This window comes from Ralstonia sp. 22086, assembly GCF_052045975.1.
Lineage (GTDB): Bacteria > Pseudomonadota > Gammaproteobacteria > Burkholderiales > Burkholderiaceae > Ralstonia > Ralstonia wenshanensis.
The window spans coordinates 815,855-839,637 of the sequence record NZ_JBQEPZ010000001.1; the positions used below are offsets into that span (position 1 = coordinate 815,855).

The following is a 23,783-nucleotide window of genomic DNA, read 5'->3' on the forward strand; positions in this document are numbered from 1 at the left end:
TGACCTTGCTTACTTGAGCATCCGCTTCAGCTCGCTCGCATCGAACGGGTCGTTCGGGGAGTTCTCTAGGTGCGCGCCCAGGCGATCCAGCGCAGAAAGAATCGACTCGATGCGCTCCTGCTGAAGCTCACTGTGGTCGATCAGCCGTTTGAGCGCCAGCGATACCGGATCGTCCGCATCGGGCGTGATGCCATACGCGGAAAACTCCTGCTTGAGCGCAGACCGGGCTTCGGTAGCGACATCGCGCTCGATGATGCGCGCCGGTATGCCAACCGCCGTTGCACCCGGCGGCACCGGCTTAAGCACGACCGCGTTGGACCCAACACGCGCCCCATCCCCGATGACAAAGCCGCCGAGCACCTTGGCGCCCGCACTGACCACCACGCCCTTGCCGAGCGTCGGGTGCCGCTTGGCGCCCTTGTATAGCGACGTGCCGCCCAGCGTGACGCCCTGGTAGATCGTGCAGTCGTCACCGATCTCGGCCGTCTCGCCAATCACGACGCCCATGCCGTGGTCGATGAACACGCGCCGGCCGACTGTCGCGCCGGGGTGGATCTCGATGCCGGTGAGAAAGCGCCCGAGGTGCGAGAACCACCGCCCAAGCAAGCGGAAGCCGCCATGCCAACACGCATGCGCGATCCGATGGACGATGATGGCGTGCAGACCTGGGTAGCAGGTCAGCACTTCCCAGCGGCTGCGCGCGGCCGGGTCTCGCTCCATGATGGCGCCGATATCTTCGCGAATGCGTGTGAACATCTTGAGGTGTGTGGATCGTTATTTCTATATGCGCGATGCGCTGAGGGCAGTGTAAGGCATTGCCTTACCGTGCTGCGGCAAGGGTTTTAACCAAACATGCAGGGGATGCCGCCCAGGTCGATCAACAACGGGCGGCGTTCAGCGTGGTCAGCGACAGTCGTCGGCAGCGCCGGTGGGTGGCGTGGCGGCTGCGGCGCGGCGGCCCAGCATGCGCTTGGCAATCCCCCGCAGGATGTTGACCTCTTCGGTCTCCAACTGCGTGCGGGCAAACAGCCGCCGCAGGCGCGACATCAGCTTTTTCGGCTGGGCGGGGTCCAGAAAACCGATCTCGACCAAGCCCTGCTCCAGATGTTCGAACATCCCGTCGATCTGCTCGGCCGTGGCCGGCTCGCCGACAAAGCCGACGCCTTCCATGCGGGTGTCGCCCGTGCCCGTGCCGGCCAGCAGCGCCATCCGGACCTCGTACGCAATCAACTGCACCGCCTGCGACAGGTTCAGCGAGGCATACGCCGGGTTGGCTGGAATGTGCGTGACGACGTGGCAGCGCTCCACCACCTCGTTGGGCAAACCGAATCGTTCATTGCCGAAGACGAACGCGACGGCGGTGTCCGGCGCGGCCAGCAATGCGGCCACTTCTTCTGCCGCGGCACGCGGGCCGATGCGGCGCGGGCCGAATTCACGCGGGCGGGCAGTCAATGCGATGGTGAGCGAGGCGCCGGCCAGCGCTTCGCCAATGTCGTCTACCACACGGGCGGCGGCCAGCACGTCATCGGCACCGCTTGCCATGGCAACGGCATCGGCGTGGCGTTGGGCGTCGGCCTCGCGCGGGCGCACGAGCACGAAGCTGCCGGGCTCGCCAAACCCCATCGTCTTGAGCGCACGTGCGGTGGAGCCGACATTGCCGGGGTGGCTGGTCTCAACCAGCACGAAACGGCACCGCGCGGCGCGCTGGTGCAGCGTTTCCGGGTCGGCGGGGGTGGTGCTTGGGGTGCTCATTGGCGCAATTCGCGGGGCGCCGGAGGCGGGGTTCATATACAATACGGCCACTCTTTTGACGGCGGGCAGGATCGCGAGATTGGCCCGCCGCTCGTTCTTCTACAATTCGTTGTGTTGTTTCGCCTGCGGCCGCTTTCGAAAAATCGGCGCGCCAGGCGCGGAGATCCCACATGCATCCGATGCTCAATATCGCCGTCCGGGCTGCTCGCAAGGCCGGCACCGTCATCAACCGCGCGTCCTTCGACGTCGATAGCCTGCGCACCGAGCGCAAACAACACAACGATTTCGTTACCGAAGTCGACCGCGCAGCTGAAGCGGCGATCATCGAAGTCATCAAGACTGCCTACCCCGATCACGCGATTCTAGCGGAAGAGTCCGGCCAATCCTGGGCCGACGGCGAAACGATCAGCGAAAACGTCTGGGTGATCGACCCGCTCGACGGCACCACGAACTTCATCCACGGCTTCCCGCAGTACGGCGTTTCCATCGCGCTGATGCAGCGTGGCGTCGTCACCCAGGCCGTGGTGTACGACCCGACGCGCGACGAACTCTTCACCGCCTCCAAGGGCGCCGGCGCGTTCCTGAACAACCGCCGCATCCGCGTCACGCGCCGCGATAAGCTGGCCGACTGCCTGATCGGCACAGGTTTCCCCTACCGCGACATGGAAGGCCTGTACGACTACACCCGCCTGTTTGCGACCATGACGGAAAACTGCGCCGGCCTGCGTCGCCCCGGCGCTGCTGCGCTAGACCTCGCCTACGTTGCCTGCGGCCGCCTCGACGGTTTCTTCGAGCAGGGCCTGAGCAAATGGGACATGGCCGCCGGCTCGCTGCTCGTGACGGAATCGGGTGGTCTGGTGGGCAACTACACCGGCGAATCGGGCTACCTCGACCAGGGTGAAATCCTGGCCGGCAACCCGAAGGCCTTCGTGCAGATGATCAAGATCACCTCGCCGTTCTCGCGGTCGAAAGCTGAGGTTTGATCGGTGCGCTGCTTGCCAGTAGGCGCCGATAGAAAAAGCCCGCTTCATGCGGGCTTTTTTTCACCGTCCGGCTTACTTCTTTGTGACCGGAGGCTGGTTTGGCGCAAAGCTCAACGACGGCAGTTCGGCCTGCGCCTTTTCCGGCGTTTCAAGCTCCGGCACCACGCGACCGACAATCAGACCCAGCGATGGCGACGTGCGCACATACTTTGTCTCGCCGGCGTCCAGTGCGAAGCTCAGCGTCTTCTCGGTCTCGGTAGCCGTTGACACGACATACTTGCCGGCCGGCCGGTCAACGAAGAAGAAGCCACCCGGTTTGGATTGACCGACCACTTCGTTGTTCAGCTTGATGTCCGGTTGCAGGGCCGCACCGATCAGCGACGACGAGCGGAAGAAGTACACGCGCCCTTGATCCTGCTTGAGCGTCGGAATCGACGAAGCCATCTCGGAATACTTCACGCCCGATGCGCAGCCCGCCATCAGAACGGTGATACCGATGGCCGAAGCCAGTGCGCGCAAAACTCCCTTCATTGTGATTCTCCTGTTGTGATGGATACAGCCGTGGAAAGCGGGGAGTACGCCTGCTCGCCGGGCAGGTAAAACCCGACCAGGCGTTGACCGGCGATCACGAGATAGGCTTCGTGGACCTGGCGGCCTTCAATCGTGAAGATCGTGCCGACAGGGCGATAGACAGCGCCTTGCGGCAGCGTACCCACGCGCTGCCAGGTGGAGCCGGCTGCAAGCGTGCGCGTATAGCCGGTCTCCAGGCGTATCTCGGTTGAGGATTTGAACTGAATGCGCGACGGGACTGTCGCGTTGTCGATGGCCAGCGTGGCCGGTGCGGTGGACACCATCGGCGCGCACGCGCCCAGGCAAGCCACGGCAATGCACGCCGCAACCCAATGCAGCATTGGCTTCTGCACAACTCCCTCCAGAATCTTCTTATCGGTACCGAGGCGGCACTCTGTGGGGAGCGATGTTAATGAGATGACGCGAGACTGACATCCCCTCGAATCGAGTTTTTCGTGGGGGTTGCAATGCACGTTGCTAACAACCGATATAAGCAGCACTTAGTGCGCATGTCCAAGCCGTGCAGCCGAAGCCTTTCGCGTTGCGTGCAGAGGAGCGTGCGCGGCAAACCGCCGCGGCATCGTCAAGCCTGTACCACACCGCGCCGATGCCGCAAAACAAACCCTCGCCACCCGCACGGGTTTTGCAACGGGCGCCCCTCAATCACAATGCGATTCGCCTACAACTGTCATCGCCAGCCATGAAAACCGCCCTCGCTCTGCGCCACGTTCCGTTCGAGCATCTCGGCATCCTGCAGCCTCTGCTGGAAGCGCGCGGCTACACCGTGCGCACCGTGGACGTGGGCGTGCAGCCTGTGCCTGCCGACGACATGGCAGCGGCCGATTTGCTGATCGTGCTGGGCGGGCCAATCGGTGCATACGACGATGCAACGTATCCGTTCGTGCGCGAGGAAGCCGCCGCCATTGCGCAGCGACTGGCCGCACGCAAGCCGTTGCTTGGCATCTGCCTGGGGGTGCAGTTGATGGCACGGGCGCTGGGTGCGGCGGTCAAGCCGATGGGCGCGAAGGAGATCGGCTTTGCGCCCATCACGCTCACGGCCGAAGGCGCAGACTCGCCGCTCGCACCGCTGGCCGACGGCACGCCAGTGCTGCACTGGCATGGCGATCGATACGACTTGCCGCCGGGCGCGCGACGGCTGGCATTCACGGCAGTCTGCGCAGAGCAGGCCTTCGCCATTGGCAACCACGCCTTGGGGCTGCAATTCCATCTGGAGGCAAATCTGAAGGAGCTGGAAGCTTGGTTGATCGGGCATGCGGCGGAGCTCAGTGCCGCAGGCATCGACCCGCGCGCGCTGCGTGCTCAGGCACCGGCAATTGCGGAACGCCTGGCGCAACGCGCGCGCGAAGTCTTCATCGCCTGGCTGGATGGCGCGGAGGCGGCATGACGCTGCCTGGCCCTATTCGCATCGATACCCTCCTCACCGGCCGTGCTGTCGATTACACGCGTCCGGGCTCACGCAGCGCCATCGATAAGCGCCCGGTGAGCGACGCGGTGAAGGTAGACGTCAACGGCATCGTCGGTGATGAGCAAGGCGATTTGCGGGTGCACGGCGGCCCCGACAAGGCGATCCACCACTACCCGTTCGACCACTACGCGGCTTGGCAAACGGACATCGGCGCGCAGCCCCTGCTCGCACAGCCCGGCGCTTTCGGCGAAAACCTGAGCACGACGGGCATCACCGAAGCCGACATCTGCGTGGGTGACCGCCTGCGTGCGGGCAGCGTGGTGCTGGAGGTATCGCAACTGCGTCAGCCATGCTGGAAGCTCAACGACCGCTTCAACGCGCGTGACATGGCGCGCCGCGTGCAGAACACAGGGCGCACCGGTTGGTACTACCGGGTGTTGGAAGACGGCACACTGCGCGCCGGTGATGCGCTCGAATGGCTTGAGCGCCCATGGCCGCAATGGCCGCTGGCGCGTGTGCTCGACGTGCTTTACCGCAACATGCTCGATCGTGCGGCGCTGGCCGAGATGCTGACGCTGCCGCTTACGCCGTCATGGCGCAAGCTGGTGGAGGGCCGCCTCGCACGCGGCGAGGTGGAAAGCTGGGCCAAACGCATTGATGGCCCAGCGCTCGATGCCTGAGTTCTCAACCGATCAGAACGTTTCCCAATCGGCGTCGGAACCGCCACCGGCCACGGCCAGAGGTTGCTTGCGGGCGGGAGCAGCTGCGGCAGGTGCGGCAGGTGCGACCGGCGCAGACGCTGCCGGCTGAGCAGCGATCTTCGGTTCACGCTTGCGCAGAGCCGCGCGCGGGGGCTTGGCCGCGCTGACCGGCTTTGCTGCGGCCTTGGCCGCAGGCTTGATAGCCTTCTCTGGTTTTGTCAAAGCCATCGCGGCGGTCTCTGCCCCGTCCAACCGGAACTGCGACACCACTTGCGTGAGGTTCTGCGCCTGTTCTTCAAGCGACTGTGCCGCGGCAGCGGCCTGCTCGACCAGCGCGGCGTTCTGCTGCGTCACCTGCTCCATTTCCGTCACGGCCTGGCCGATCTGCAGGATGCCCTGCGTCTGCTCGGCCGATGCGGAAGCAATGTCTTCAACAATATTGGCGACGCGGCGGACGGCCTCCACCGTTTCGGTGATGGTCTCGCCGGCCTGCGCGACCTGCGTGTGGCCCGCTTGCACGCGCGACACTGAATCGTCGATCAGCGTCTTGATCTCCTTGGCAGCGGCCGCACTGCGCTGAGCCAGCGCGCGCACTTCGCCAGCCACCACGGCAAAGCCGCGGCCTTGCTCGCCAGCGCGAGCGGCTTCCACGGCAGCGTTGAGCGCCAGGATGTTGGTCTGGAAGGCAATGCCGTCAATCACGCCGATGATGTCGGCCATCTTGCGCGAGCCTGCGCTGATGTCATCCATGGTGGCCACCACGCCGCGCACCACGTCGCCGCCGCGCGAAGCCAGGTCTGCCGCATTCGAAGCCAGCGCGCTGGCCTGACGGGCATTCTCGGAATTGTTGGTCACCGTGGAGGTCATCTGCTCCATGCTCGCGGCGGTCTTCTCCAGCGAGGCCGACTGCTGCTCGGTGCGCGTGGACAGATCGAGGTTGCCGCTGGCGATTTCGTGCGCGCCGGTGTTGACCGAATCCGAGCTGTTGCGCACCTGGCGCACGGTGTTCACCAGGCTTTCGCGCATGCGGCCCACAGCGGCCAGCAGACGGCCGAGTTCATTGCGGCCACCCGTTTTGACGTGCACCGCCAGATCGCCTTCAGCCACGCGGCTCAGCACGGTCACGGCTTCGTTGAGCGGCGTGATCACAAAAGCCCTGAGCCCGTAGAACACCGCCACGATCAGCGCCAGTGCCATCGCAATACCGAGTGCCACGAACTTCAGAATCGTTTCATAACGCGCGCGGCCATTGTCAGCCTCGTCCTTGGCCAGCTTCTTCACGAGTTGCTGGAAATTCTCGATCTGCACCGACCACGCCGCACCGGTATCGGTCACGTCCTTGTAGTTGATCGGGGCATAGGCTGCGGCATCACCGGCACGCAAGGCCGCGAGGGCGCGCTGCACGGCTTCGATGTGCGTCTGTGCGGCCTGGACGATCGCCTGGTGCTGCGATTCGTCGACACCTTCGATGGGCGGCGCATTCTTGAATGCCTCCACCTGCGCGATGGATTTCTTCAGCCCTTTCTCCGAACTGGCAAGCGCTGCCGCCTTGGCGGCGTCATCCATGTTCTCGCGCAGGACGCTATACAGGCGCGACATGCCGGTGCGGGCACGTTGCATGTCCTTGTACGCGTCGTTCAACAGCATGCTGCGGTCAGAAATCTCATGCACGCGTTCAGTGGCAGTGTTGGTGGTGCGCAGGGCCAGCACACCCACCGCCGCCCCGACCACGATCATCAGTGCAAACGTGATCAGAATCGCCAGCAGGCCAGCGCGCACGCTGGTGTTCTTCAAAATGCGGTCCATCTTGTCTCCGGAATCCGGGCAGGCAAGCACGCGATTGCGTGCGTGAAGTCAACGAGGTGAAAGTCGGTCGCAGGTCAGAACGTTTCCCAGTCCGAATCGTCTCCTGCGGCCACCAGCGGCTTCGCTTTGGTCAGGCTTGCCGGTATCACCGCCGGTGCGGGCGCACTCGTCTCGGCTCGGTCGACCGGCTTGGCCGCCGCCTTGCGCAGCACAGGCGGCTTGCGCGACGTCAGCCTGGGCTTGGCCGCATCGGTGCTCGGTTTGGCTGCCCCGCGGCGCGGCGCCTCATCCTTGGGCGCTCCCGGCGCTGCAACTGCGATTGATTTGACCGGCGCAACAACTGGCTCAACCTTGGCCACCATGGCGGGAGCACGCAGCGCATGCGCGTCGAGGCGGAATTGCGCCACCACCTGCGTCAGACTCACCGCCTGCTCTTCGAGCGATTGCGCGGCTGCGGCGGCTTGTTCCACCAACGCGGCGTTCTGCTGCGTGGCGTCGTCAAGCTGCGTGACGGCGTGGCTCACTTCTTCGATCCCCGAGCGCTGTTCCTGGCTGGCCGACGAAATCTCGCCAACGATGTCGGTCACGCGCTTCACGCTCGCAACGATTTCGCGCATCGTCGTACCCGCCTCTTCCACCAGCGCGCTACCTGCATCCACGTTGACAACGGAATCGTCGATGAGCGCCTTGATCTCCTTGGCGGCAGCGGCGCTGCGCTGCGCGAGGCTGCGCACTTCACCGGCCACCACCGCAAAGCCACGGCCCTGCTCACCGGCACGGGCCGCTTCCACCGCGGCATTCAGCGCGAGGATGTTGGTTTGGAAGGCAATGCCATCAATCACGCCGATGATGTCGACGATCTTGCGCGACGACGCGTTGATCGAGCCCATCGTCTCCACCACGCGCGTCACCACATCGCCGCCGCGCACGGCCACATCCGAGGCGGACGCCGCCAGTTGGTTGGCCTGCTGAGCGTTGTCGGCATTCTGCTGCACCGTCGACATCAGCTGTTCCATGGCAGAAGCCGTTTCTTCGAGCGAGCTGGCCTGCTGTTCGGTGCGCGACGACAGATCGAGGTTGCCGCTGGCGATCTCGCGCGTGGCGGTGCCAATGGTTTCCGAGGCGCCCTTGATGCGGCCGATGGTCTGCACCAGCGCGCCGCGCATGCGGCTCATGGCGTAGAGCAGGCTGTGGTTGTCATCGGCACGGGTGGCAATTTCGACCGTCAGGTCACCGCCGGCGATGCGATTTGCCACATCCGCCGCGTAGGAAGGGTCCCCGCCGAGCGTGCGCTGCAGGCCACGGTTCGCGATGCCGCCCAGCAATACAAGCAAACCGGCCACCAGCACCAGCAGGCCGCCCGTCTGGTACAGCGAAGTCATGAACGCGGCATTGATGTCGTCCATGTAGACGCCGGTCGAGAAGACCCAGTCCCACGGCTCATAGCGCATCGCGAACGCCGTCTTGGGCACCGGCTCCGTGCCGCCGACCTTAGGCCAGACATAGCTGGTGAATCCGCCCTTGGGATCCTTGGCCGCATTGGTCAGGCCCATGTAGACCGCATTGCCCTGCGCATCCTTGAAGCCGGATTGGTCCTTGCCGACGAACTCCGGCTTGATCGGGTGCATCACCACTACGTTGTTGGAGCTGGTGATGGTGAAGTAGCCGTCCTTGTCGTAGCGCAGCGCCTTGAAGCGGTCGATTGCCTCCTTCTGCGCGGCGTCTTTGGTCAACGTACCGTTCTTCGTCAGGTCGTCGTACTGCTTGACCAGGTTCATGGCCATGGTCGTCACGCTGACGAGGTTGTTCTTGCGCTCCTCCACGCGGATCTCGCGCGCCTGATACGCGTTGAATACCGAGATCAAGGTCAGCGCGACAAGGCTGATGACCAACGGCAGCCAAAGCTTTTGGCGAAAGCTGAGCTTGCTCATTCCAGAGTCTCCGGATGCGGAACCGCGAGGCGTCGTTTGCGCAAATGCGATTCCACTATGGTTTTAGGGGTCCGGATGGTCTATCGGCACGCAGGGCCCCAATCTTGAGGGCGCATACCCGCGCGCCGAGCGGCTGCGCGGCATTTCGGCCTTCCCACGACGACGAGGGCGGCGATTGATCTTTGCAAATCACGCTACATTGGTCAGAATTCTTTTGATTTGGAATTGACAATCGACGATGAAAACCACGCTCGAAGAACTGCTCGCCTTCCGCACGGTGGTCGATACGGGCTCCGTCACGGCCGCTGCGGAGCAGCTCGGCCAGACTGTGTCGGGTGTGAGCCGGGCGCTGCGCCGCCTGGAAGAGAAGCTGGACACCACCCTGCTCTCGCGCACAACGCGGCGGCTGTCACTTACTGACGAGGGCGCGACATTTCTGGCGCAGGCGCGCAGGATCCTCGCCGCCGTCGATGAGGCCGAGGAGCAGATCGCCCTGCGCCGCCAGCAGCCAGCCGGCCGCCTGCGCGTCAACGCTGCCATGCCTTTCATGCTGCATGTGGTGGCGCCGCTGGTGCCGGACTTCCGCGCACAGTATCCGCAGATCGAGCTGGAACTGAACACCAACGACCTGATCATCGACCTGCTGGAGGAAGACACCGACGTGGCGATCCGCATCGGCACGCTGCGCGATTCCACCCTGCGTGCGCGTCTGCTCGGCACGCGGCGGCTGCGTGTTCTGGCAAGCCCCGCCTATCTGAAAGCGCACGGGCGGCCACGCAACCTGGAAGACCTGCAGAAGCACGCCCTGCTCGGCTTCGCGCAGCCGGAATCGCTCAATTTCTGGCCCCTGCGCGGCCCGCACGGCGACCGCCTGCGCATCGAACCCACGCTCAAAGCATCAAGCGGTGAAACCCTGCGCCAGCTCGCCCTGCAAGGCGCGGGCATCGTCTGTCTGGCCGACTTCATGACCGCTGAAGACCGCCGCGCCGGCGATCTTGTGCAGGTGCTGCCGGATGCCACGGTCGAGGTGCTGCAGCCGATTCACGCGGTGTACTACCGCAACACGCAGCTGGCTTCGCGGATTGCGTGCTTTCTCGACTTTTTGGAAGCCAGGCTCACCGACGATGTGCGGTGATGCGCCCTCGCGGGTGTGCAACAATTGCACGATTCAACACCTTCCGCGCGCGGCCTAATCGCATGACATCGGGCCGCGCGCTGCGCATTGGTACTCATGGCTGAACACTCCGCTCCGGTTCTGGAGATCGACCCGAAATACGGCCCCTTCGACAAGCACACTCCAATGATGCAACAGTACCTTCGCTTGAAGGCTGGGCATCCAGACACGCTTGTCTTCTATCGCATGGGCGACTTCTACGAGCTCTTCTTTGAAGACGCCGAAAAAGCCTCGCGCCTGCTCGATATCACGCTCACCGCACGCGGCAGCTCCAACGGGCATCCGATCCGCATGGCGGGCATCCCGTTCCACGCTGCGGAGCAATACCTCGCCAAGCTCGTCAAGCTGGGCGAATCCGTTGCGATCTGCGAGCAGATCGGGGATCCGGCCACGACCAAGGGGCCGGTCGAGCGCAAGGTCGTGCGCGTCGTCACACCCGGCACGTTGACAGACGCCGCGCTGCTCTCCGACAAGGTCAACAATCACCTACTGGCCATCGCGCACTTACCGGGCAAGCGTGGCTCAGCACCGCTGATCGGTCTGGCGTGGCTCAACCTGGTCGGCGGCGAACTGCGCGTGATGGAGTGCAGCCCCGACCAGCTCGACCGCGAACTCGAGCGCATCCGCCCTGCTGAAGTGCTGGCCGACGATGCAACGCTGAACACCATCCAGGTGGATGTTGCCCGCACGCGCCTGCCCGATTGGCACTTCGACGTGGATGCCGGCACCCGCCGCCTGCGCGAACAACTCGGTGTGGCGAGCCTCGTTGCTTTCGGTGCGGAAACGTTGACGGCCGCACTGGCGGCTGCCGGCGCGCTGCTCAATTACGCTGCGGCCACGCAAGGCCAATCGCTGCGCCACGTGATCGGCTTGACCGTCGAGCATGAGAGCGAATTCATCGGCCTGGACACCGCCACGCGCCGCAACCTGGAGTTGACCGAGACGCTGCGTGGGCAGGAATCGCCGACGCTGTTCTCGCTGCTGGACACCTGCGCGACCAGCATGGGCAGCCGTCTGCTGCGCCACTGGCTGCATCATCCGCTGCGGAATCGCGCAGTGCCGCAAGCACGGCAGCAGGCGATCGAAGTGCTGCTCGGCAGCGATTGGCAAACGTTGCGTGCGACGCTGCGCACGCTCTCGGATGTGGAGCGCATTACCGGGCGACTGGCGTTGCTGTCGGCGCGCCCGCGCGACCTGTCATCGTTGCGTGACACGCTCGCACGCCTGCCTGAGATTCGCGAAGAGCTGCCTCAAAGCGATGCCGCGCCGCTGCTCGCCGAGCTGTACGCCGCGCTCACCCTGCCCGAAGACGCCCACGCCCTGCTCCAGAGCGCCGTGATGGCTGAGCCCGCAGCCATGGTGCGTGACGGCGGCGTCATCGCCCGAGGCTACGACCCAGACCTCGATGAGCTGCGCGATATCTCTGAAAACTGTGGCCAGTTTCTCGTCGATCTGGAAGCCCGCGAGCGCGAGCGCACCGGCATCGCCAATCTGCGGGTCGAGTACAACCGCGTGCACGGCTTCTACATCGAAGTCACCAATGGCCAGGCCGCCAAGGTGCCCGACGATTACCGGCGTCGCCAGACGCTGAAGAACGCCGAGCGCTACATCACGCCCGAGTTGAAGGCGTTTGAAGACAAGGCCTTGTCGGCGCAAGACCGCGCGCTGTCGCGCGAAAAGCTGCTCTATGAGGAACTGCTACAGAAGCTGCTGCCGCATCTGGCCGAGTTCAAGCGCATTGCCGCCGCGCTGGCCCAGGCCGATGTGCTCGCGACGCTGGCCGAGCGTGCGCATGCGCTGTCGTGGTCGCGTCCCATGCTGACGGATGCACCCGGCATTGAACTGACCCGCGCACGCCATCCGGTGGTCGAACAACAAGTCGAACAGTTCGTCGCCAACGACTGCGTGCTGCAGGAGGCGCGCAAGCTGCTGCTGATCACGGGCCCCAACATGGGTGGTAAATCGACCTTCATGCGGCAAACCGCGCTGGCCGTGCTGCTCGCCTACGTGGGCGCGTTTGTGCCGGCGGAAGCAGCAGTCATCGGACCGATCGACCGCATCTTCACGCGCATCGGCGCGGCCGACGATCTGGCGGGCGGGCGCTCGACCTTCATGGTTGAGATGACCGAAGCCGCTGCCATCCTGCACCGCGCCACGCCCAACAGCCTGGTGCTGATGGACGAAATCGGCCGCGGCACGAGCACGTTTGATGGTCTGGCGCTCGCCTGGGCAATTGCGCGCCACCTGCTGTCGCACAACCGCAGCCACACGCTATTCGCCACGCACTATTTCGAGCTGACGCAACTGCCGCAGGAGTTTGCACAGGCCGCCAACGTGCACCTCTCCGCCGTCGAACACGGTGACGGCATCGTTTTTCTGCATGCCGTGCAGGAAGGTCCGGCCAGCCAAAGCTACGGGTTGCAGGTCGCGCAGTTGGCCGGGGTGCCGCAGCCGGTCATTCGTGCCGCGCGCAAACGGCTCGCCTGGCTGGAGCAGCATTCCGCCGACACCGGCGCCACGCCCCAGCTCGACCTGTTCGCACTCGCCGCCGAAACGCCCATCGACGACGAAGACGATGCCAGCGATGAAGCCCCCGACAGCGCGCTGACGGATGCGCTCGCCGGAATCAACCCTGACGACATGACGCCGCGCGAGGCGCTCGACGCGTTGTACCGCCTCAAGGCGCTGGCAAGCCCATCCGCCTGATTCCGATGATCCGGCCCGGCGCAGCTTTCCGCACGCTCCAATGCATCGCCATAACGTTGGCGATGCTGCTGCCGATGGCTGCGCCCGCCGCGTCAAAGAGCACGAAGCCTGCAACTGACGCGCCGGCCGCCTTCACCTTCACGGTGATCGGCAATGTGCCCGAGCGCGCTGAAGATGTCGCCCCTGCGCATGCATTACTGGACGCCATCGACGCCGAACATCCGGCCTTTGTCGTCCATCTGGGCAACCTCAAGGGCCGGGATGAATCGTGCTCCGACACGCTGCTCGAAGCACGTCATGACCTGCTCGACAGCCTGATCGCCCCGGTCATCTACATCCCGGGCGACCACGACTGGAGCGACTGCCAACGCCCCGCCGCCGGCGGCTTCGACCCGGTGGAGCGCCTGTTGCGCCTGCGCGAGCTGTTCTACCCGGACGACAACACGCTCGGCCAGCGCGCCATGACCGTCATGCGCCAGTCCGATCAGGCCAAGTTCCGCAGCTACCGCGAAAACACACGCTGGACGATGAACGACGTGCTCTTCGTCACCCTCAACGTGCCCGGCGACAACAACAACTACAAGATCGCAGGCGGACGCAACGGCGAATACGAAGATCGCCTCGAAGCCAATCGCCAATGGTTAGCACGCGCCTTTGCCGTCGCGCGCCAACGCAAGATGGCCGGCGTGGTGATCATGATGCAGGCCGACCCGCTCTTTGAAGACGGATGGGAACGGCGTCGTGCGCCTAACCTGTTCGACGGCTTGCTTCGGCGGCGCTCGCATGACGGCTACCTCGCACTGAAGCGCCAGTTGCGAACGCTCACGCGCGATTACGACGGCGCCGTCCTCCTGATCCACGGCGCCAGCCAGACTTTCATGCTCGACCGTCCGCTCAAGGACGAAAACGGCCGCCCGGACTCGCACGTGATGCGCGCCCGGACCTATGGTTCGCCAGTGCTGGATCGCTGGCTGGAAGTGTCCGTCACACCAGGCCACTCGCCGCTGTTTCATCTCCGCAGCCGTCGCCTCGACAACACCCCTGCCCCGGCGCCGGAAATCACGCCAGCGCCGGTGCAATAAAAAACGGGAGCCGAAGCTCCCGTTCTTGCATCTCGATGGACTTGCCGATCAGTGCAGCGTGTGCGGCTTGTCGTCGTCTTCGTCCTCGTCCACCACTTCAAGGCCGTTTTCACCGTGCACATGGCCGTGCTCGATTTCTTCAGCCGTGGCTTCACGAACTTCCGTGACCTTCAGCTCGAAGCGCAGCGCCATGCCGGCCAGCGGGTGATTGCCGTCCAAAACAACCTTGTCTTCCGCCACGTCGGTGACGGTGTAGACGATGGCGTCTTCCTCGTCGCCATCTTCGGGCACGCCCTCGAACTGCATGCCGACTTCAAGCGGTTCCGGAAAGCGATCACGCGGCTCGATCTTGATCAGCTCTTGATCGTAGTCACCGAAGGCGTCGTCCGGCTCGAGCTGCAGTTTGGTCTCAAAGCCTTGCTCCTGGCCGTCCAGCGCTTCCTCGATTTTGGGGAACGTGCCATCATAGCCGCCGTGCAAATACACCATCGGCTCATCGGATTCCTCGATGACGTTGCCCTGCGCGTCGGACAGTTTGTAAGCCACCGACACCACCGTATTCTTCGCGATTTTCAATTGCGCACTCCATGAACGAAGTCCCATTATACGCTGCCGATGGCGGCGTCCAACCCGCTCTTCCGCTCGAGCGCCCGGCGCAACTCCTCGGCGGGCTGTCGCCGCGCGATTTCATGCGCACGCACTGGCAGAAAAAGCCTCTGCTGATCCGGCAGGCACTTTCCCCGGAAGAGATGCGTGCACTGCACTTTCCGCTATCTCCCGAACGTGTCCTTGCCCTGGCGGAGCGCCCTGACGTGGAGTCCCGCCTGATCGCGCAATCGCGCGGGCGCTGGTCGTTCAACCACGGCCCCTTCGACGAACGCCCGCTGCCTTCACGCAAGACGCGCAACTGGTCGGTGCTTGTGCAAGGCGCAAACCTCGTCGAGCCGGCGGTTGAAGCGCTCATGCAGCGCTTCAGGTTCATTCCGGACGCGCGGCTCGATGACGTGATGATCAGCTTCGCCACCGACGGCGGCGGAGTCGGCCCGCACTTCGATTCGTACGATGTGTTCCTGTTGCAGGCCCACGGCAAACGCCGCTGGCGCATTTCCGCCCAGGACGATCTCACGCTCGTGCCCGATCTGCCGCTCAAAATCCTGGCCAACTTCCAACCTGAAGAGGAATTTGTGCTCGAGCCAGGCGACATGCTGTATCTGCCCCCGCACTACGCACACGATGGCGTGGCCGAGGGAGACTGCATGACGTACTCCATCGGATTCCGCTCGCCCTCGTACCGTGAACTGGCCGGCCACTTCCTGGGCTTCCTGTCGCAAACGCTGGAAGACGATCCCAACTTCGAAGGCCGGTACGCCGATCCCGAGCAAAAACCCACCGCGCACCCCGGCGAACTGCCGGCTGCCATGGTCAAGGCCCTCGCCCAGAAACTCAATGCGTTGCGCTGGACGCCTGAACTCGTCGGCGAGTTCCTAGGCGCGTACCTTTCCGAGCCCAAGGATCACGTCGACTTCGTCACGCAGCCCCGTTTGCCGCTCGCCCGTTTCACAGCCCGGGCACGCAAGGAAGGCATCGTGCTCGACGCGCGCACGCAGGCGCTGTATGACGCGCACCGATTCTGGATCAACGCCGATACGTTCGAGCCTTCGGGAACGTTGCTTGCGTGGCTTTCCGCGTTGGCGGACGCCCGTCGTGCGAGCGCGGCATCCGTCGATGCGGCGGCCGGGTTGCCGGATCTGATGGATACGCTGCATGCATGGTACGAAGAAGGCTGGCTGAGGCTGGGTGGCCCCGCACAGCGATGATTCCGCATTGAAACAGATCGTTACAAAAGCGTCTGAATCGCACGTGCGTCAGCCCCGACTCGGCTACACAGGGTAGGTAAAGGTCGCTATAATCCGACGCTAGCTTGCAGGCCGAGCAGCCCTCGTGCGGCTTGGCTGCCAGCAGAGAAGAAGGTGTAGTACCTGAGCGATAATTACCGGTAATTATTCATCGCCCTTTTTGTTGTCCGCTTTCCATATTCAGTTTAAGGATCGAAAAAATGAAAAAGTCTCTCCTGATCGCCTCGCTGATGGCTGCTGTGGCTCTGGCTGCTTGCGGTAAGAAGGAAGAAGCTGCTGCTCCGGCTGCTGCTCCGGAAGCCTCGGCTCCGGCCGCTGCTGCTCCGGCCGCTCCGGCTGCTTCGGACGCTGCTGCTGCTCCGGCTGCCCCGGCCGCTTCGGACGCCGCTGCTGCTCCGGCTGCTTCGGACGCTGCTGCTTCGGCTCCGGCTGCCAAGCAATAATCGCGTTTCTCGCGAGACAAAAAAAGCCGACCTTCGGGTCGGCTTTTTTTTATGGGCGCAAACTGGCGCTCGAGCATCCGGGCAGCAGTCGCGCTGGCCCTCTGTTATTCAAAGTTGTTTCTGAATCTTACAAAGCGCTCCGATCGGTCCTGCCGCACTCAAACGGTGCGCCAGGGCAACCCTTCTTCCTGATCCGCGATCGGCACGTCTCCAACGCTGGCACCCAGCGGCACTGCGATCGCCTCAGCTGCCAATAGCGGTGTGTTGTTCTGCTTGGACAGATGCGCGGCCACGACAGTATGCAAGGCGTCATGGCGCACGCGAGTGAGGATCGCGGCGGCAATGTCATTGGCCAGGTGGCCAAAATCCCCACCGATACGACGCTTCAATGACCAGGGATAGGCTGAATTGGCCAGCATCTCCCGGTCGTGATTGCATTCGAGCACGAGGGCGTGCATGCCCGTCAGGTGGGTGCAGAGGTATTCCGTCAACATGCCGGCATCGGTAAGCACCCCCAGGCGCCGCGCACCGTCATCGAAAACAAACTGCAGTGGTTCGCGCGCGTCGTGCGGCACGGTGTACGGCAAGATTTGCAGATCGCCAACACAGAACATATCGTCGGCGCGGCAGAAACGCACGGCCGCACGGTCAGCGCCGCGCAGGTTTTCCGTGGCGCGATACGTGCCGTGGCTGGTCCAGACGGGAATATTGAATTTGGCGGCAAACGCATAGGCGCTGCCAACGTGATCGCTATGCTCGTGCGTGACGAGGATGGCATTGAGGGATTCGGGCGTACAGCCCAGGCGTTCGAGCCGCCTCACAGTCTCGCGGATACCGAATCCGCAATCCAGCAGAATGCGCGTGCACGTCGCTCCGCTCGCGGATTCGACGAGCAGCGCATTCCCTTCACTGCCGCTGCCAAGGCTGGCGAATCTCAGTGTCATCGCCCACCCAGGCAGCCGTACTGCATGATGCCGATTACCGCAGTTGCTCGTCGAGCAGCGACAGGATGCGCTTGCCGATGTCGCCGGTCTGCGCGGAGCCATCGTCGTTCTGCACCAGCACCGTCGACGACGTGCCTGCGTCCTTCACCACCACACGGTAACGCTTGGCGCGCTTGAGGTCTTCGATCTTCGTGCCCGAGAACAGGCGCGAGAAGAAGCCAGGTGCGTTGGCTTCGGCGCGCGTATCGGCGTAGCGGACGAAGTACACGCCTTGCGAGCGGTCGCGATCATCCACGGTGAAGTTCACGCGGTCCAGCGCCAGACCCACGGTACGCCAGGCGCGATCAAAAGGCTCCGGCACCTGGAGAACCGGCTGGCCATTCGATTGCGTCAGCAGCGACGGGCCGGTACGCGGGGCCGGTTCAGCCTTCGTGCCGTCTTGCACCGGATGCGCAGCCTGCGTTTGTGCAAGCTTCTGCTGTGCGGCTTCCTTGCTGGCACCCAGACGCTGCATCAGGCGCGAGAGGAATTCGGCTTCGAGTTCGGGATCGGCCGGACGCGGTGTCCACACAGTCTGGTCCTTGGACGAACCGACCAGTTGTTCCTGCGCACCGCGGTGCGAGATGTAGACCTCGACCGTGCCATTCGGGCCCTTCTCGATGCGAGTGCGGAACTTGTCGCGTTCCGACGTCGAGTACAGACCATCGAACACCTTGCCGACAGTGCGGCGGATGATGTCCTGCGGAATCTTCGCGCGGTTCTCGGCCCAGTCGGTTTCCATGATGCCGGTCTCGGGCGAATCGATCACCAGCAGGAAACCCAGCTCTTGCCAGAAGGTGCGCAATTGCGGCCACAGAGCATCCGGCGTGGTCTTCACGACCAGCCAGCGCTGATTGCCATCGCGCTCGATGCGCATGTCGGACACGGCCGGCAGCACGTTGTCGGTGCCCGAGCCAGGCGTCGTTACCTTGGGCGCCGTCGACGTGTAGGCCGACAGCGTGGTCGTGCCCGTGTCCGGCGCGGCATAGCGGCGATCAGCCTGGATGCCGGTCAGGTCGGGCGGGATTTCAAGCGTCGGGCCCTTCTTGGCCTGCGATTTGTAATCGATGCGGTCCGGCTGCATCGCCTCATTGACGGTATCGCAACCGGAAATCAGGGCAACCGACAGCGCGGCCAGCAACAGTTGAGCGGACGTCGCCACAGCCCCGCGACGGGTTTGGTGCAGTTTCATTGACTTGCGATCCTTCAGATGAGAACGATGGCTTAAGGGCCCAGAAGCGTCTGGAAGGGGCCTTGAAACAATCAGGAGAGCAGCCCGGCATCCTTCAGGGATGCGCGCACAACCTCGTGATACTGGGGTGCCAGCGGCGTCAACGGCAGGCGGATGCCACCTTCCATCTTGCCCATGGCCTGGAGAGCCCACTTGACGGGAATCGGATTCGACTCGACGAACAGGTTCTTGTGCACCGACAGCAATTGCATGTGAATGCGGCGAGCCGTTTCCACGTCACCACGCATGGCAGCCGCGCACAGTTCGTGCATGGCACGCGGCGCCACGTTGGCTGTCACGGAAATGTTGCCGTGGCCGCCCAGCAGCATCAGCGCGATGGCCGTCGGGTCATCCCCGCTATAAATCTTGAACGAGGCCGGCGCGCCTTTGATGAGGTGCGCCGCGCGGTCGATGTTGCCGGTGGCTTCCTTCACGCCGATGACGCCCGGCACTTCGGCCAGACGCAGCATGGTTTCGACCGTCATATCGGCCACCGTGCGACCCGGCACGTTGTACAGAATGACCGGCAGATCCACCGACTCGGCCACCTTGCGGAAGTGCAGGTACATCCCTTCCTGCGTCGGCTTGTTGTAGTACGGCACGACCTGGAGGGAGGCATCGGCGCCCACTTGCTTGGCATAGGCCGTCAGCTCGACGGCCTCGGTCGTGGAGTTGCCGCCGGTACCCGCAATGATGGGGATGCGCTTGTTGGCCTGCTCGACCGCCACGCGGATCAGCTCACGGTGCTCTTCCACCGACACGGTCGGCGATTCGCCGCTGGTGCCGACGATCACGATGCCGTCGGTGCCTTCGGCGATGTGCCAGTCGATGAGCTTGCGCAGGGACGGAAAATCAAGGCTGCCGTCCTCGTGCATGGGCGTGACGATGGCGACGAGACTGCCGGAAATCTGGATCATGGTTTCGAAAGCAGACAAAAACGTGAACGTAAACAGTCGGATTGTACCGGATCGTCAGAACGGATTCGCCACATCTGGGACCCGCCAAGAGACGGGTAAGCCGCCGTCCTCAGCAACTTCAAAGTGCGTAGCGCGGCGCAACCGACCCGGCCGGCTCGCGAACCGCGCAAACCCGCTGCACGTAAGCTTCTCGGGGCGCTACGAGGAAGCCGTCCTCATAGCCGATCACCCGCAGTTGGCCGCGCACGGCATCGAGCAATTCGCCCGGCGCCAGCAGGAATGCCGGATTGGACGGCTTCCCGACGGTTTCGTTTCCGATGGCGAAGGTTTCGTAGATCAGGCGGCCGCCCGGCGCGACGGACGCAAGCAAGCGCGGCCAGAGCGGTCGATGCAAGTAATTCGTGACCACAACGGCATCGAAAGTGGCCCCCGCGGGCAACGGCCACGGGTTTCCTTCGATGTCGGCGACGATGGTTTGGGCGATGCCCGCGAGGCCCGAAAGCGCTGCCGCGTCACGATCGATGCCCGTCACTTGCAGGCCGCGTCCAGCAAGCCAACGTGCGTGGCGGCCGCTGCCGCAAGCCACATCCAGCACGGAGGCGCCGGCCGGTAGTTCAGCCGCCCACCGTGCCACCCACGGTGACGGCGCAGCAAGCGTGTGCGGATCCAATGCGACAGCAGACATCAACGGCCCATCAGCTATACGTCAGACCCATCGCCTCGCGCACCTCGCGCATGGTCTCTTGCGTGACCTTGCGCGCGTTATCACAGCCATCGGCGATGATGGCGCGCAGCAGCGACGGATCGTCCATGTATTTCTGGGCGCGTTCGAGCATCGGCTGTTGTTCGCGCAGAATGCCCTCGATCACAGGCTGCTTGCACTCCAGGCAGCCGATGCCGGCGCTGCGGCAGCCCTTCTGCACCCACTCTTTCGTGTCGGCGTCGGAGTAGACCTGGTGCAGTTGCCAGACCGGGCACTTGTCCGGGTCGCCCGGATCGGTGCGGCGCACACGGGCCGGATCGGTCGGCATGGTGCGAACCTTTTTCTCGACAGTTTCCTTGTCCTCGCGCATGCGGATCGTGTTGCCGTACGACTTGGACATCTTCTGGCCATCAAGACCCGGCATGCGCGACGCCTCGGTCAGCAGCACCTGCGGCTCGGGCAGGATGATCTTGCGGGCGCCTTCCAGGTAACCAAACAGGCGTTCGCGGTCGCCCATCGAGAGGCTCTGCGACTCGGCCAGCAGCGCGCGGGCCTGCTCCAGGGCTTCGTCTTCGCCGCGCTCCTGGTAGGCCGTGCGCAGTTCCAGATACAGCTTGGCGCGCTTGCCGCCGAGCTTCTTGGCCGCTTCCAGCGCCTTCTCTTCGAAGCCCGGTTCACGACCATAGAGGTAGTTGAAGCGGCGGGCAACTTCGCGCGTCATCTCGACGTGCGGCACCTGGTCTTCACCCACGGGGACGAAGCCAGCGCGGTAAATCAGGATGTCCGCGGCCTGCAGCAACGGGTAGCCGAGGAAGCCATAGGTGGAGAGGTCTTTCTCCTTGAGCTTCTCGATCTGATCCTTGTACGTCGGCACGCGTTCAAGCCAGCCCAGCGGTGTGCCCATCGAGAGCAGTAGGAACAGCTCTGCGTGCTCGGGCACACGGCTCTGGATGAACAGCGTGGCCTGGGTGGGATCGACGCCGGCAGCCAGCCAGTCAATCAACATTTCCCACACCGATTCCGCGATCACCTCAGGCGACTCGTAGTGCGTGGTCAGCGCATGCCAGTCGGCGACGAAGAAGAAGCATGGGTACTCGGCTTGCAGCCGAACCCAGTTTTTCAGGACGCCGTGGTAATGCCCCAGGTGCAGAGCACCGGTCGGACGCATGCCGGAGAGAACGCGGTCAGGAAACATGTGGGAAATGGAGTTGAAGACTCAGGAAAACAGCATCTGCAGCGGACTCAGGATCCACTGCAGCAGTTGAAACAGCAGCGCCATGATCGGGCGCATCCAGACATTGGTGATGACGTTGGAAATGATCAGTGCCATCACGATGAAGAAACCGAACGGTTCGATGCGCGAGAGGCCAAGCGCCAGCCGAGGCGGCAGGAGTGCCGCCAGCACGCGCCCGCCATCAAGCGGCGGCAGCGGAAACATGTTGAACGCCGCCATCACCATATTGACCAGAATGCCAGCGCGCGCCATGCCAATCAGAAACGGCTCGTTCACGCCGCCCACCGCGAACGCAACTGCCAGCACGCCCCAGGAGATCGCCTGGACAAAGTTGGTAGCGGGCCCGGCCAGCGCCACCCACATGCCATGCCAGCGCGGATCACGCAGACGACCGAAGCGCACGGGCACCGGCTTGGCATAGCCGAACACAAACGCGCCCTTGGTGGCGAAATACAGCAGCAGCGGCATCGCAATCGTGCCGATCGGATCGATGTGCCGCAGCGGATTGATGCTGATGCGGCCCATGACATAGGCCGTATCGTCGCCGAAATGCTTGGCGACATAGCCATGCGCCGCCTCATGCAGCGTGATGGCAAACAGGACGGGAATCGCGTAAACCGCGATGTTTTGGATCAGTGTGGGGTCCATAGGCGGGCTATTGTAGCAAGCGCGCGCCTCGGCACGACGCCACCGAAGCGCGCACCAAACGCTCGCCTACAGGCCCACGCGGGCCGGATCGCCCCGGCCGCGGCGTACGAGTTCGGGCTCGCCGCTCGTCAGGTCGATGACGGTGGTGGGTTCGGCCGGGGCCGGGCCGCCGTCGATGACGAGTTCAAGCTGCTTTTCAAGCCGATCCCGAATGGTCTCGGCCTCATTGAGCGGCTCGTCATCGCCGGGCAGTTGCAGCGTGGCGGAGAGCAACGGCTCACCCAGTTCTGCCATCAGCGCCAGGGGGATCGCGTGTTCCGGTACGCGCAGGCCGATGGTCTTGCGCGACGGATGCGAAAGCCGGCGCGGCACCTCCTTGGTCGCCTCCAGCAAGAAGACGAACGGCCCCGGCGTGGCCGCCTTCAGCACGCGGTACTGCTTGTTGTCGACGCGCGCAAACGTGGCCAGCTCGGAAAGGTCACGGCACATCAGCGTGAGGTGATGCTTTTCGTCGATGCCACGAACGCGGCGCAGGCGCTCGACGGCCGATTTGTCGTCAAGATGGCAGGCGAGTGCGTAGCAGGAATCTGTGGGCAGCGCGACAAGGCCACCGGCACGGATAATCTCCACGGCCTGGCGAACCAAGCGCCCTTGCGGCGTAGTCGGATGAATCTGGAAGAACTGGGACATGGCAGCCGCGCGCTCAGGACATCCACCGGTTCCACACCGGCGTCAGGTTGTCAGGCAGCGGCGGCAGCGTGCCGAGTTCGACACGGCCCTCGCCCGGGCCATGGAAATCTGAACCACGCGACGCCATCAGGCCGTAACGGCGGGCCACGTCGGCGTACAGCGCGTATTGGTCGGGCGTATGGCTGCCGGTGATGACCTCGACGCCCTCTCCGCCTAGCGCCTTGAATTCATCAAACAGCGCGCCGTGCTCGACAAGCGACAGCGTGTAGCGTCCTGGATGCGCCATCACCGCGACCCCACCCGCGCCCTTGATCCAGTTGATCGCATCGGCCAGACGCGCCCAGCGATGCGGCACGTAGCCCGGCTTGCCGTCGCCCAGGTAGCGGTCAAACACTTCGTGGATGTCGCGGCAGTGTCCATGCTCGACCAGAAAGCGGGCGAAATGGGTGCGCGAGACCATGTCGGGATTGCCGGCGTAGCGCAATGCACCTTCGTAGGCGCCTTCGATGCCGAGCTTGGCCAGCGCGGCGCTGATGTCTTCAGCACGCGCGCAGCGACCGGAGCGTGTTCGCTCCAGCCCCTGCACCAGATCGGCGTTATCCGGGTCGATACCCAGGCCGACGATGTGCAGCGTGCGCCCCGCCCAGGTCACGGAAATCTCTACGCCCGACAGGTAATCCATGCCCAGCGCCGCTGCGGCCTCGCGCGCGGCGGCCTGCCCGCCCACTTCGTCGTGGTCGGTCAATGCCCAGAGCGTCACACCGTGCGCAGCAGCACGGGCGGCCACTTCGTGCGGTGCAAGCATGCCGTCCGACACCGTGGAATGGCAGTGCAGATCGGCATTTCGGGCGGAGGCGGCGGAGAGGTTTGGCATTTCGCCATTTTACTGCTGCGTCGCGCAACCGGGGGGCCTCACCCCACTAAAGATCGGCATTCGGAAGACCCGA

The 23,783-nt window shown here is 64.1% G+C and carries 23 protein-coding genes; 8 read left to right on the forward strand and 15 right to left on the reverse strand.

What is annotated here, in order from left to right:
* Positions 1 to 9: 9 nt before the first annotated feature.
* Together cysE and ACTJK6_RS03790 are read right to left on the reverse strand one after the other, a co-directional pair.
* Positions 10 to 756 (reverse strand): serine O-acetyltransferase, encoded by a 747-nt coding sequence (cysE, locus tag ACTJK6_RS03785; RefSeq protein ID WP_232042471.1) that lies wholly within the window; start codon positions 754 to 756, stop codon positions 10 to 12.
* Between the two features lie 147 nt (positions 757 to 903).
* Complete coding sequence (locus ACTJK6_RS03790) at positions 904 to 1,788, reverse strand: RNA methyltransferase (RefSeq protein ID WP_440838374.1); 885 nt, start codon at positions 1,786 to 1,788, stop codon at positions 904 to 906.
* 134 nt (positions 1,789 to 1,922) lie between these two features.
* Here ACTJK6_RS03790 and ACTJK6_RS03795 point away from each other — a divergent pair, with 134 nt between their 5' ends.
* Positions 1,923 to 2,735, forward strand: a complete 813-nt coding sequence (locus ACTJK6_RS03795) for an inositol monophosphatase family protein (protein WP_232042469.1) — start codon at positions 1,923 to 1,925, stop codon at positions 2,733 to 2,735.
* A gap of 72 nt (positions 2,736 to 2,807) precedes the next feature.
* On the opposite strand, the gene ACTJK6_RS03800 is transcribed toward ACTJK6_RS03795, so the two are convergent.
* Both ACTJK6_RS03800 and ACTJK6_RS03805 read right to left on the reverse strand, forming a co-directional pair.
* Entirely contained in the window at positions 2,808 to 3,266 is a 459-nt protein-coding gene (locus ACTJK6_RS03800; RefSeq protein WP_232042468.1) for a DUF2846 domain-containing protein, read from the reverse strand.
* Positions 3,263 to 3,658 carry a hypothetical protein gene (locus ACTJK6_RS03805; protein WP_440838375.1) on the reverse strand — a complete coding sequence of 132 codons (396 nt, stop codon included), beginning with the start codon at positions 3,656 to 3,658 and terminating at the stop codon, positions 3,263 to 3,265. The genes ACTJK6_RS03800 and ACTJK6_RS03805 overlap by 4 nt, the downstream gene beginning before the upstream one ends.
* A 347-nt stretch (positions 3,659 to 4,005) precedes the next feature.
* Here ACTJK6_RS03805 and ACTJK6_RS03810 point away from each other — a divergent pair, with 347 nt between their 5' ends.
* Complete coding sequence (locus tag ACTJK6_RS03810) at positions 4,006 to 4,710, forward strand: glutamine amidotransferase (RefSeq protein ID WP_440838376.1); 705 nt, start codon at positions 4,006 to 4,008, stop codon at positions 4,708 to 4,710.
* On the forward strand, positions 4,707 to 5,411 hold the full coding sequence (locus ACTJK6_RS03815) for an MOSC domain-containing protein (protein WP_440838377.1): 705 nt from the start codon (positions 4,707 to 4,709) through the stop codon (positions 5,409 to 5,411). Before ACTJK6_RS03810 ends, ACTJK6_RS03815 begins: the two co-directional genes overlap by 4 nt.
* A gap of 12 nt (positions 5,412 to 5,423) precedes the next feature.
* Here the strand turns inward: ACTJK6_RS03815 and ACTJK6_RS03820 are convergent, their stop codons facing one another.
* Together ACTJK6_RS03820 and ACTJK6_RS03825 are read right to left on the reverse strand one after the other, a co-directional pair.
* Positions 5,424 to 7,238, reverse strand: coding sequence for a methyl-accepting chemotaxis protein (locus ACTJK6_RS03820; RefSeq protein WP_440838378.1), 1,815 nt, complete (start codon positions 7,236 to 7,238; stop codon positions 5,424 to 5,426).
* Between the two features lie 74 nt (positions 7,239 to 7,312).
* Positions 7,313 to 9,169 (reverse strand): methyl-accepting chemotaxis protein, encoded by a 1,857-nt coding sequence (locus tag ACTJK6_RS03825; protein WP_440838379.1) that lies wholly within the window; start codon positions 9,167 to 9,169, stop codon positions 7,313 to 7,315.
* A 238-nt stretch (positions 9,170 to 9,407) separates the two neighbouring features.
* On the opposite strand from ACTJK6_RS03825, the gene ACTJK6_RS03830 reads away from it, so the two are divergent.
* The 3 genes from ACTJK6_RS03830 to ACTJK6_RS03840 all read left to right on the forward strand — a co-directional run bounded on the left by ACTJK6_RS03830 (position 9,408) and on the right by ACTJK6_RS03840 (position 14,131).
* Positions 9,408 to 10,304 (forward strand): LysR substrate-binding domain-containing protein, encoded by an 897-nt coding sequence (locus tag ACTJK6_RS03830; RefSeq protein ID WP_440818241.1) that lies wholly within the window; start codon positions 9,408 to 9,410, stop codon positions 10,302 to 10,304.
* A 96-nt stretch (positions 10,305 to 10,400) separates the two neighbouring features.
* A complete protein-coding gene (gene mutS / locus ACTJK6_RS03835) occupies positions 10,401 to 13,049 on the forward strand; it encodes a DNA mismatch repair protein MutS (RefSeq protein WP_440838380.1) in 2,649 nt (882 codons plus the stop codon).
* Between the two features lie 5 nt (positions 13,050 to 13,054).
* On the forward strand, positions 13,055 to 14,131 hold the full coding sequence (locus tag ACTJK6_RS03840) for a hypothetical protein (protein ID WP_440838381.1): 1,077 nt from the start codon (positions 13,055 to 13,057) through the stop codon (positions 14,129 to 14,131).
* A 48-nt stretch (positions 14,132 to 14,179) separates the two neighbouring features.
* On the opposite strand, the gene ACTJK6_RS03845 is transcribed toward ACTJK6_RS03840, so the two are convergent.
* A complete protein-coding gene (locus ACTJK6_RS03845; RefSeq protein ID WP_147213627.1) occupies positions 14,180 to 14,707 on the reverse strand; it encodes an FKBP-type peptidyl-prolyl cis-trans isomerase in 528 nt (175 codons plus the stop codon).
* Positions 14,708 to 14,718: 11 nt separating this feature from the next.
* On the opposite strand from ACTJK6_RS03845, the gene ACTJK6_RS03850 reads away from it, so the two are divergent.
* Positions 14,719 to 15,948 (forward strand): ribosomal protein uL16 3-hydroxylase, encoded by a 1,230-nt coding sequence (locus ACTJK6_RS03850; protein WP_440838382.1) that lies wholly within the window; start codon positions 14,719 to 14,721, stop codon positions 15,946 to 15,948.
* Between the two features lie 239 nt (positions 15,949 to 16,187).
* Positions 16,188 to 16,430, forward strand: coding sequence for a hypothetical protein (locus ACTJK6_RS03855; protein ID WP_037043393.1), 243 nt, complete (start codon positions 16,188 to 16,190; stop codon positions 16,428 to 16,430).
* A 158-nt stretch (positions 16,431 to 16,588) separates the two neighbouring features.
* Here ACTJK6_RS03855 and ACTJK6_RS03860 read toward each other — a convergent pair whose 3' ends face one another.
* From ACTJK6_RS03860 to ACTJK6_RS03895, 8 genes are all read right to left on the reverse strand, one after another.
* Positions 16,589 to 17,374: an MBL fold metallo-hydrolase gene (locus ACTJK6_RS03860; protein WP_232042457.1), complete on the reverse strand. Its 786-nt coding sequence runs from the start codon at positions 17,372 to 17,374 to the stop codon at positions 16,589 to 16,591.
* 34 nt (positions 17,375 to 17,408) lie between these two features.
* The gene (gene bamC, locus ACTJK6_RS03865; RefSeq protein WP_232042456.1) at positions 17,409 to 18,605 is read right to left on the reverse strand and encodes an outer membrane protein assembly factor BamC; all 1,197 of its coding nucleotides are present in this window, start codon (positions 18,603 to 18,605) and stop codon (positions 17,409 to 17,411) included.
* Between the two features lie 71 nt (positions 18,606 to 18,676).
* Entirely contained in the window at positions 18,677 to 19,561 is an 885-nt protein-coding gene (gene dapA / locus ACTJK6_RS03870) for a 4-hydroxy-tetrahydrodipicolinate synthase (RefSeq protein WP_024976031.1), read from the reverse strand.
* A gap of 118 nt (positions 19,562 to 19,679) precedes the next feature.
* Positions 19,680 to 20,246, reverse strand: coding sequence for a class I SAM-dependent methyltransferase (locus ACTJK6_RS03875; RefSeq protein WP_316868771.1), 567 nt, complete (start codon positions 20,244 to 20,246; stop codon positions 19,680 to 19,682).
* A 10-nt stretch (positions 20,247 to 20,256) separates the two neighbouring features.
* A complete protein-coding gene (locus ACTJK6_RS03880; protein ID WP_232042454.1) occupies positions 20,257 to 21,459 on the reverse strand; it encodes a tryptophan--tRNA ligase in 1,203 nt (400 codons plus the stop codon).
* Between the two features lie 21 nt (positions 21,460 to 21,480).
* Positions 21,481 to 22,146: a site-2 protease family protein gene (locus ACTJK6_RS03885; RefSeq protein WP_440838383.1), complete on the reverse strand. Its 666-nt coding sequence runs from the start codon at positions 22,144 to 22,146 to the stop codon at positions 21,481 to 21,483.
* Positions 22,147 to 22,212: 66 nt separating this feature from the next.
* On the reverse strand, positions 22,213 to 22,836 hold the full coding sequence (locus ACTJK6_RS03890) for an L-threonylcarbamoyladenylate synthase (protein ID WP_232042452.1): 624 nt from the start codon (positions 22,834 to 22,836) through the stop codon (positions 22,213 to 22,215).
* A gap of 13 nt (positions 22,837 to 22,849) precedes the next feature.
* Positions 22,850 to 23,710, reverse strand: coding sequence for a 3',5'-nucleoside bisphosphate phosphatase (locus tag ACTJK6_RS03895; RefSeq protein WP_433866819.1), 861 nt, complete (start codon positions 23,708 to 23,710; stop codon positions 22,850 to 22,852).
* Positions 23,711 to 23,783 lie beyond the last annotated feature (73 nt).

Excerpts from the sequence above, each read along its gene's own strand:
- cysE (WP_232042471.1), bottom strand. The coding sequence starts at position 756 with ATGTTCACACGCATTCGCGAAGATATCGGCGCCATCATGGAGCGAGAC.
- ACTJK6_RS03790 (WP_440838374.1), bottom strand. The coding sequence starts at position 1,788 with ATGAACCCCGCCTCCGGCGCCCCGCGAATTGCGCCAATGAGCACCCCA.
- ACTJK6_RS03795 (WP_232042469.1), top strand. The coding sequence starts at position 1,923 with ATGCATCCGATGCTCAATATCGCCGTCCGGGCTGCTCGCAAGGCCGGC.
- ACTJK6_RS03800 (WP_232042468.1), bottom strand. The coding sequence starts at position 3,266 with ATGAAGGGAGTTTTGCGCGCACTGGCTTCGGCCATCGGTATCACCGTT.
- ACTJK6_RS03810 (WP_440838376.1), top strand. The coding sequence starts at position 4,006 with ATGAAAACCGCCCTCGCTCTGCGCCACGTTCCGTTCGAGCATCTCGGC.
- ACTJK6_RS03815 (WP_440838377.1), top strand. The coding sequence starts at position 4,707 with ATGACGCTGCCTGGCCCTATTCGCATCGATACCCTCCTCACCGGCCGT.
- ACTJK6_RS03820 (WP_440838378.1), bottom strand. The coding sequence starts at position 7,238 with ATGGACCGCATTTTGAAGAACACCAGCGTGCGCGCTGGCCTGCTGGCG.
- ACTJK6_RS03825 (WP_440838379.1), bottom strand. The coding sequence starts at position 9,169 with ATGAGCAAGCTCAGCTTTCGCCAAAAGCTTTGGCTGCCGTTGGTCATC.
- ACTJK6_RS03830 (WP_440818241.1), top strand. The coding sequence starts at position 9,408 with ATGAAAACCACGCTCGAAGAACTGCTCGCCTTCCGCACGGTGGTCGAT.
- mutS (WP_440838380.1), top strand. The coding sequence starts at position 10,401 with ATGGCTGAACACTCCGCTCCGGTTCTGGAGATCGACCCGAAATACGGC.
- ACTJK6_RS03840 (WP_440838381.1), top strand. The coding sequence starts at position 13,055 with ATGATCCGGCCCGGCGCAGCTTTCCGCACGCTCCAATGCATCGCCATA.
- ACTJK6_RS03850 (WP_440838382.1), top strand. The coding sequence starts at position 14,719 with ATGAACGAAGTCCCATTATACGCTGCCGATGGCGGCGTCCAACCCGCT.
- ACTJK6_RS03855 (WP_037043393.1), top strand. The coding sequence starts at position 16,188 with ATGAAAAAGTCTCTCCTGATCGCCTCGCTGATGGCTGCTGTGGCTCTG.
- ACTJK6_RS03860 (WP_232042457.1), bottom strand. The coding sequence starts at position 17,374 with ATGACACTGAGATTCGCCAGCCTTGGCAGCGGCAGTGAAGGGAATGCG.
- bamC (WP_232042456.1), bottom strand. The coding sequence starts at position 18,605 with ATGAAACTGCACCAAACCCGTCGCGGGGCTGTGGCGACGTCCGCTCAA.
- dapA (WP_024976031.1), bottom strand. The coding sequence starts at position 19,561 with ATGATCCAGATTTCCGGCAGTCTCGTCGCCATCGTCACGCCCATGCAC.
- ACTJK6_RS03875 (WP_316868771.1), bottom strand. The coding sequence starts at position 20,246 with ATGTCTGCTGTCGCATTGGATCCGCACACGCTTGCTGCGCCGTCACCG.
- ACTJK6_RS03880 (WP_232042454.1), bottom strand. The coding sequence starts at position 21,459 with ATGTTTCCTGACCGCGTTCTCTCCGGCATGCGTCCGACCGGTGCTCTG.
- ACTJK6_RS03885 (WP_440838383.1), bottom strand. The coding sequence starts at position 22,146 with ATGGACCCCACACTGATCCAAAACATCGCGGTTTACGCGATTCCCGTC.
- ACTJK6_RS03890 (WP_232042452.1), bottom strand. The coding sequence starts at position 22,836 with ATGTCCCAGTTCTTCCAGATTCATCCGACTACGCCGCAAGGGCGCTTG.
- ACTJK6_RS03895 (WP_433866819.1), bottom strand. The coding sequence starts at position 23,710 with ATGCCAAACCTCTCCGCCGCCTCCGCCCGAAATGCCGATCTGCACTGC.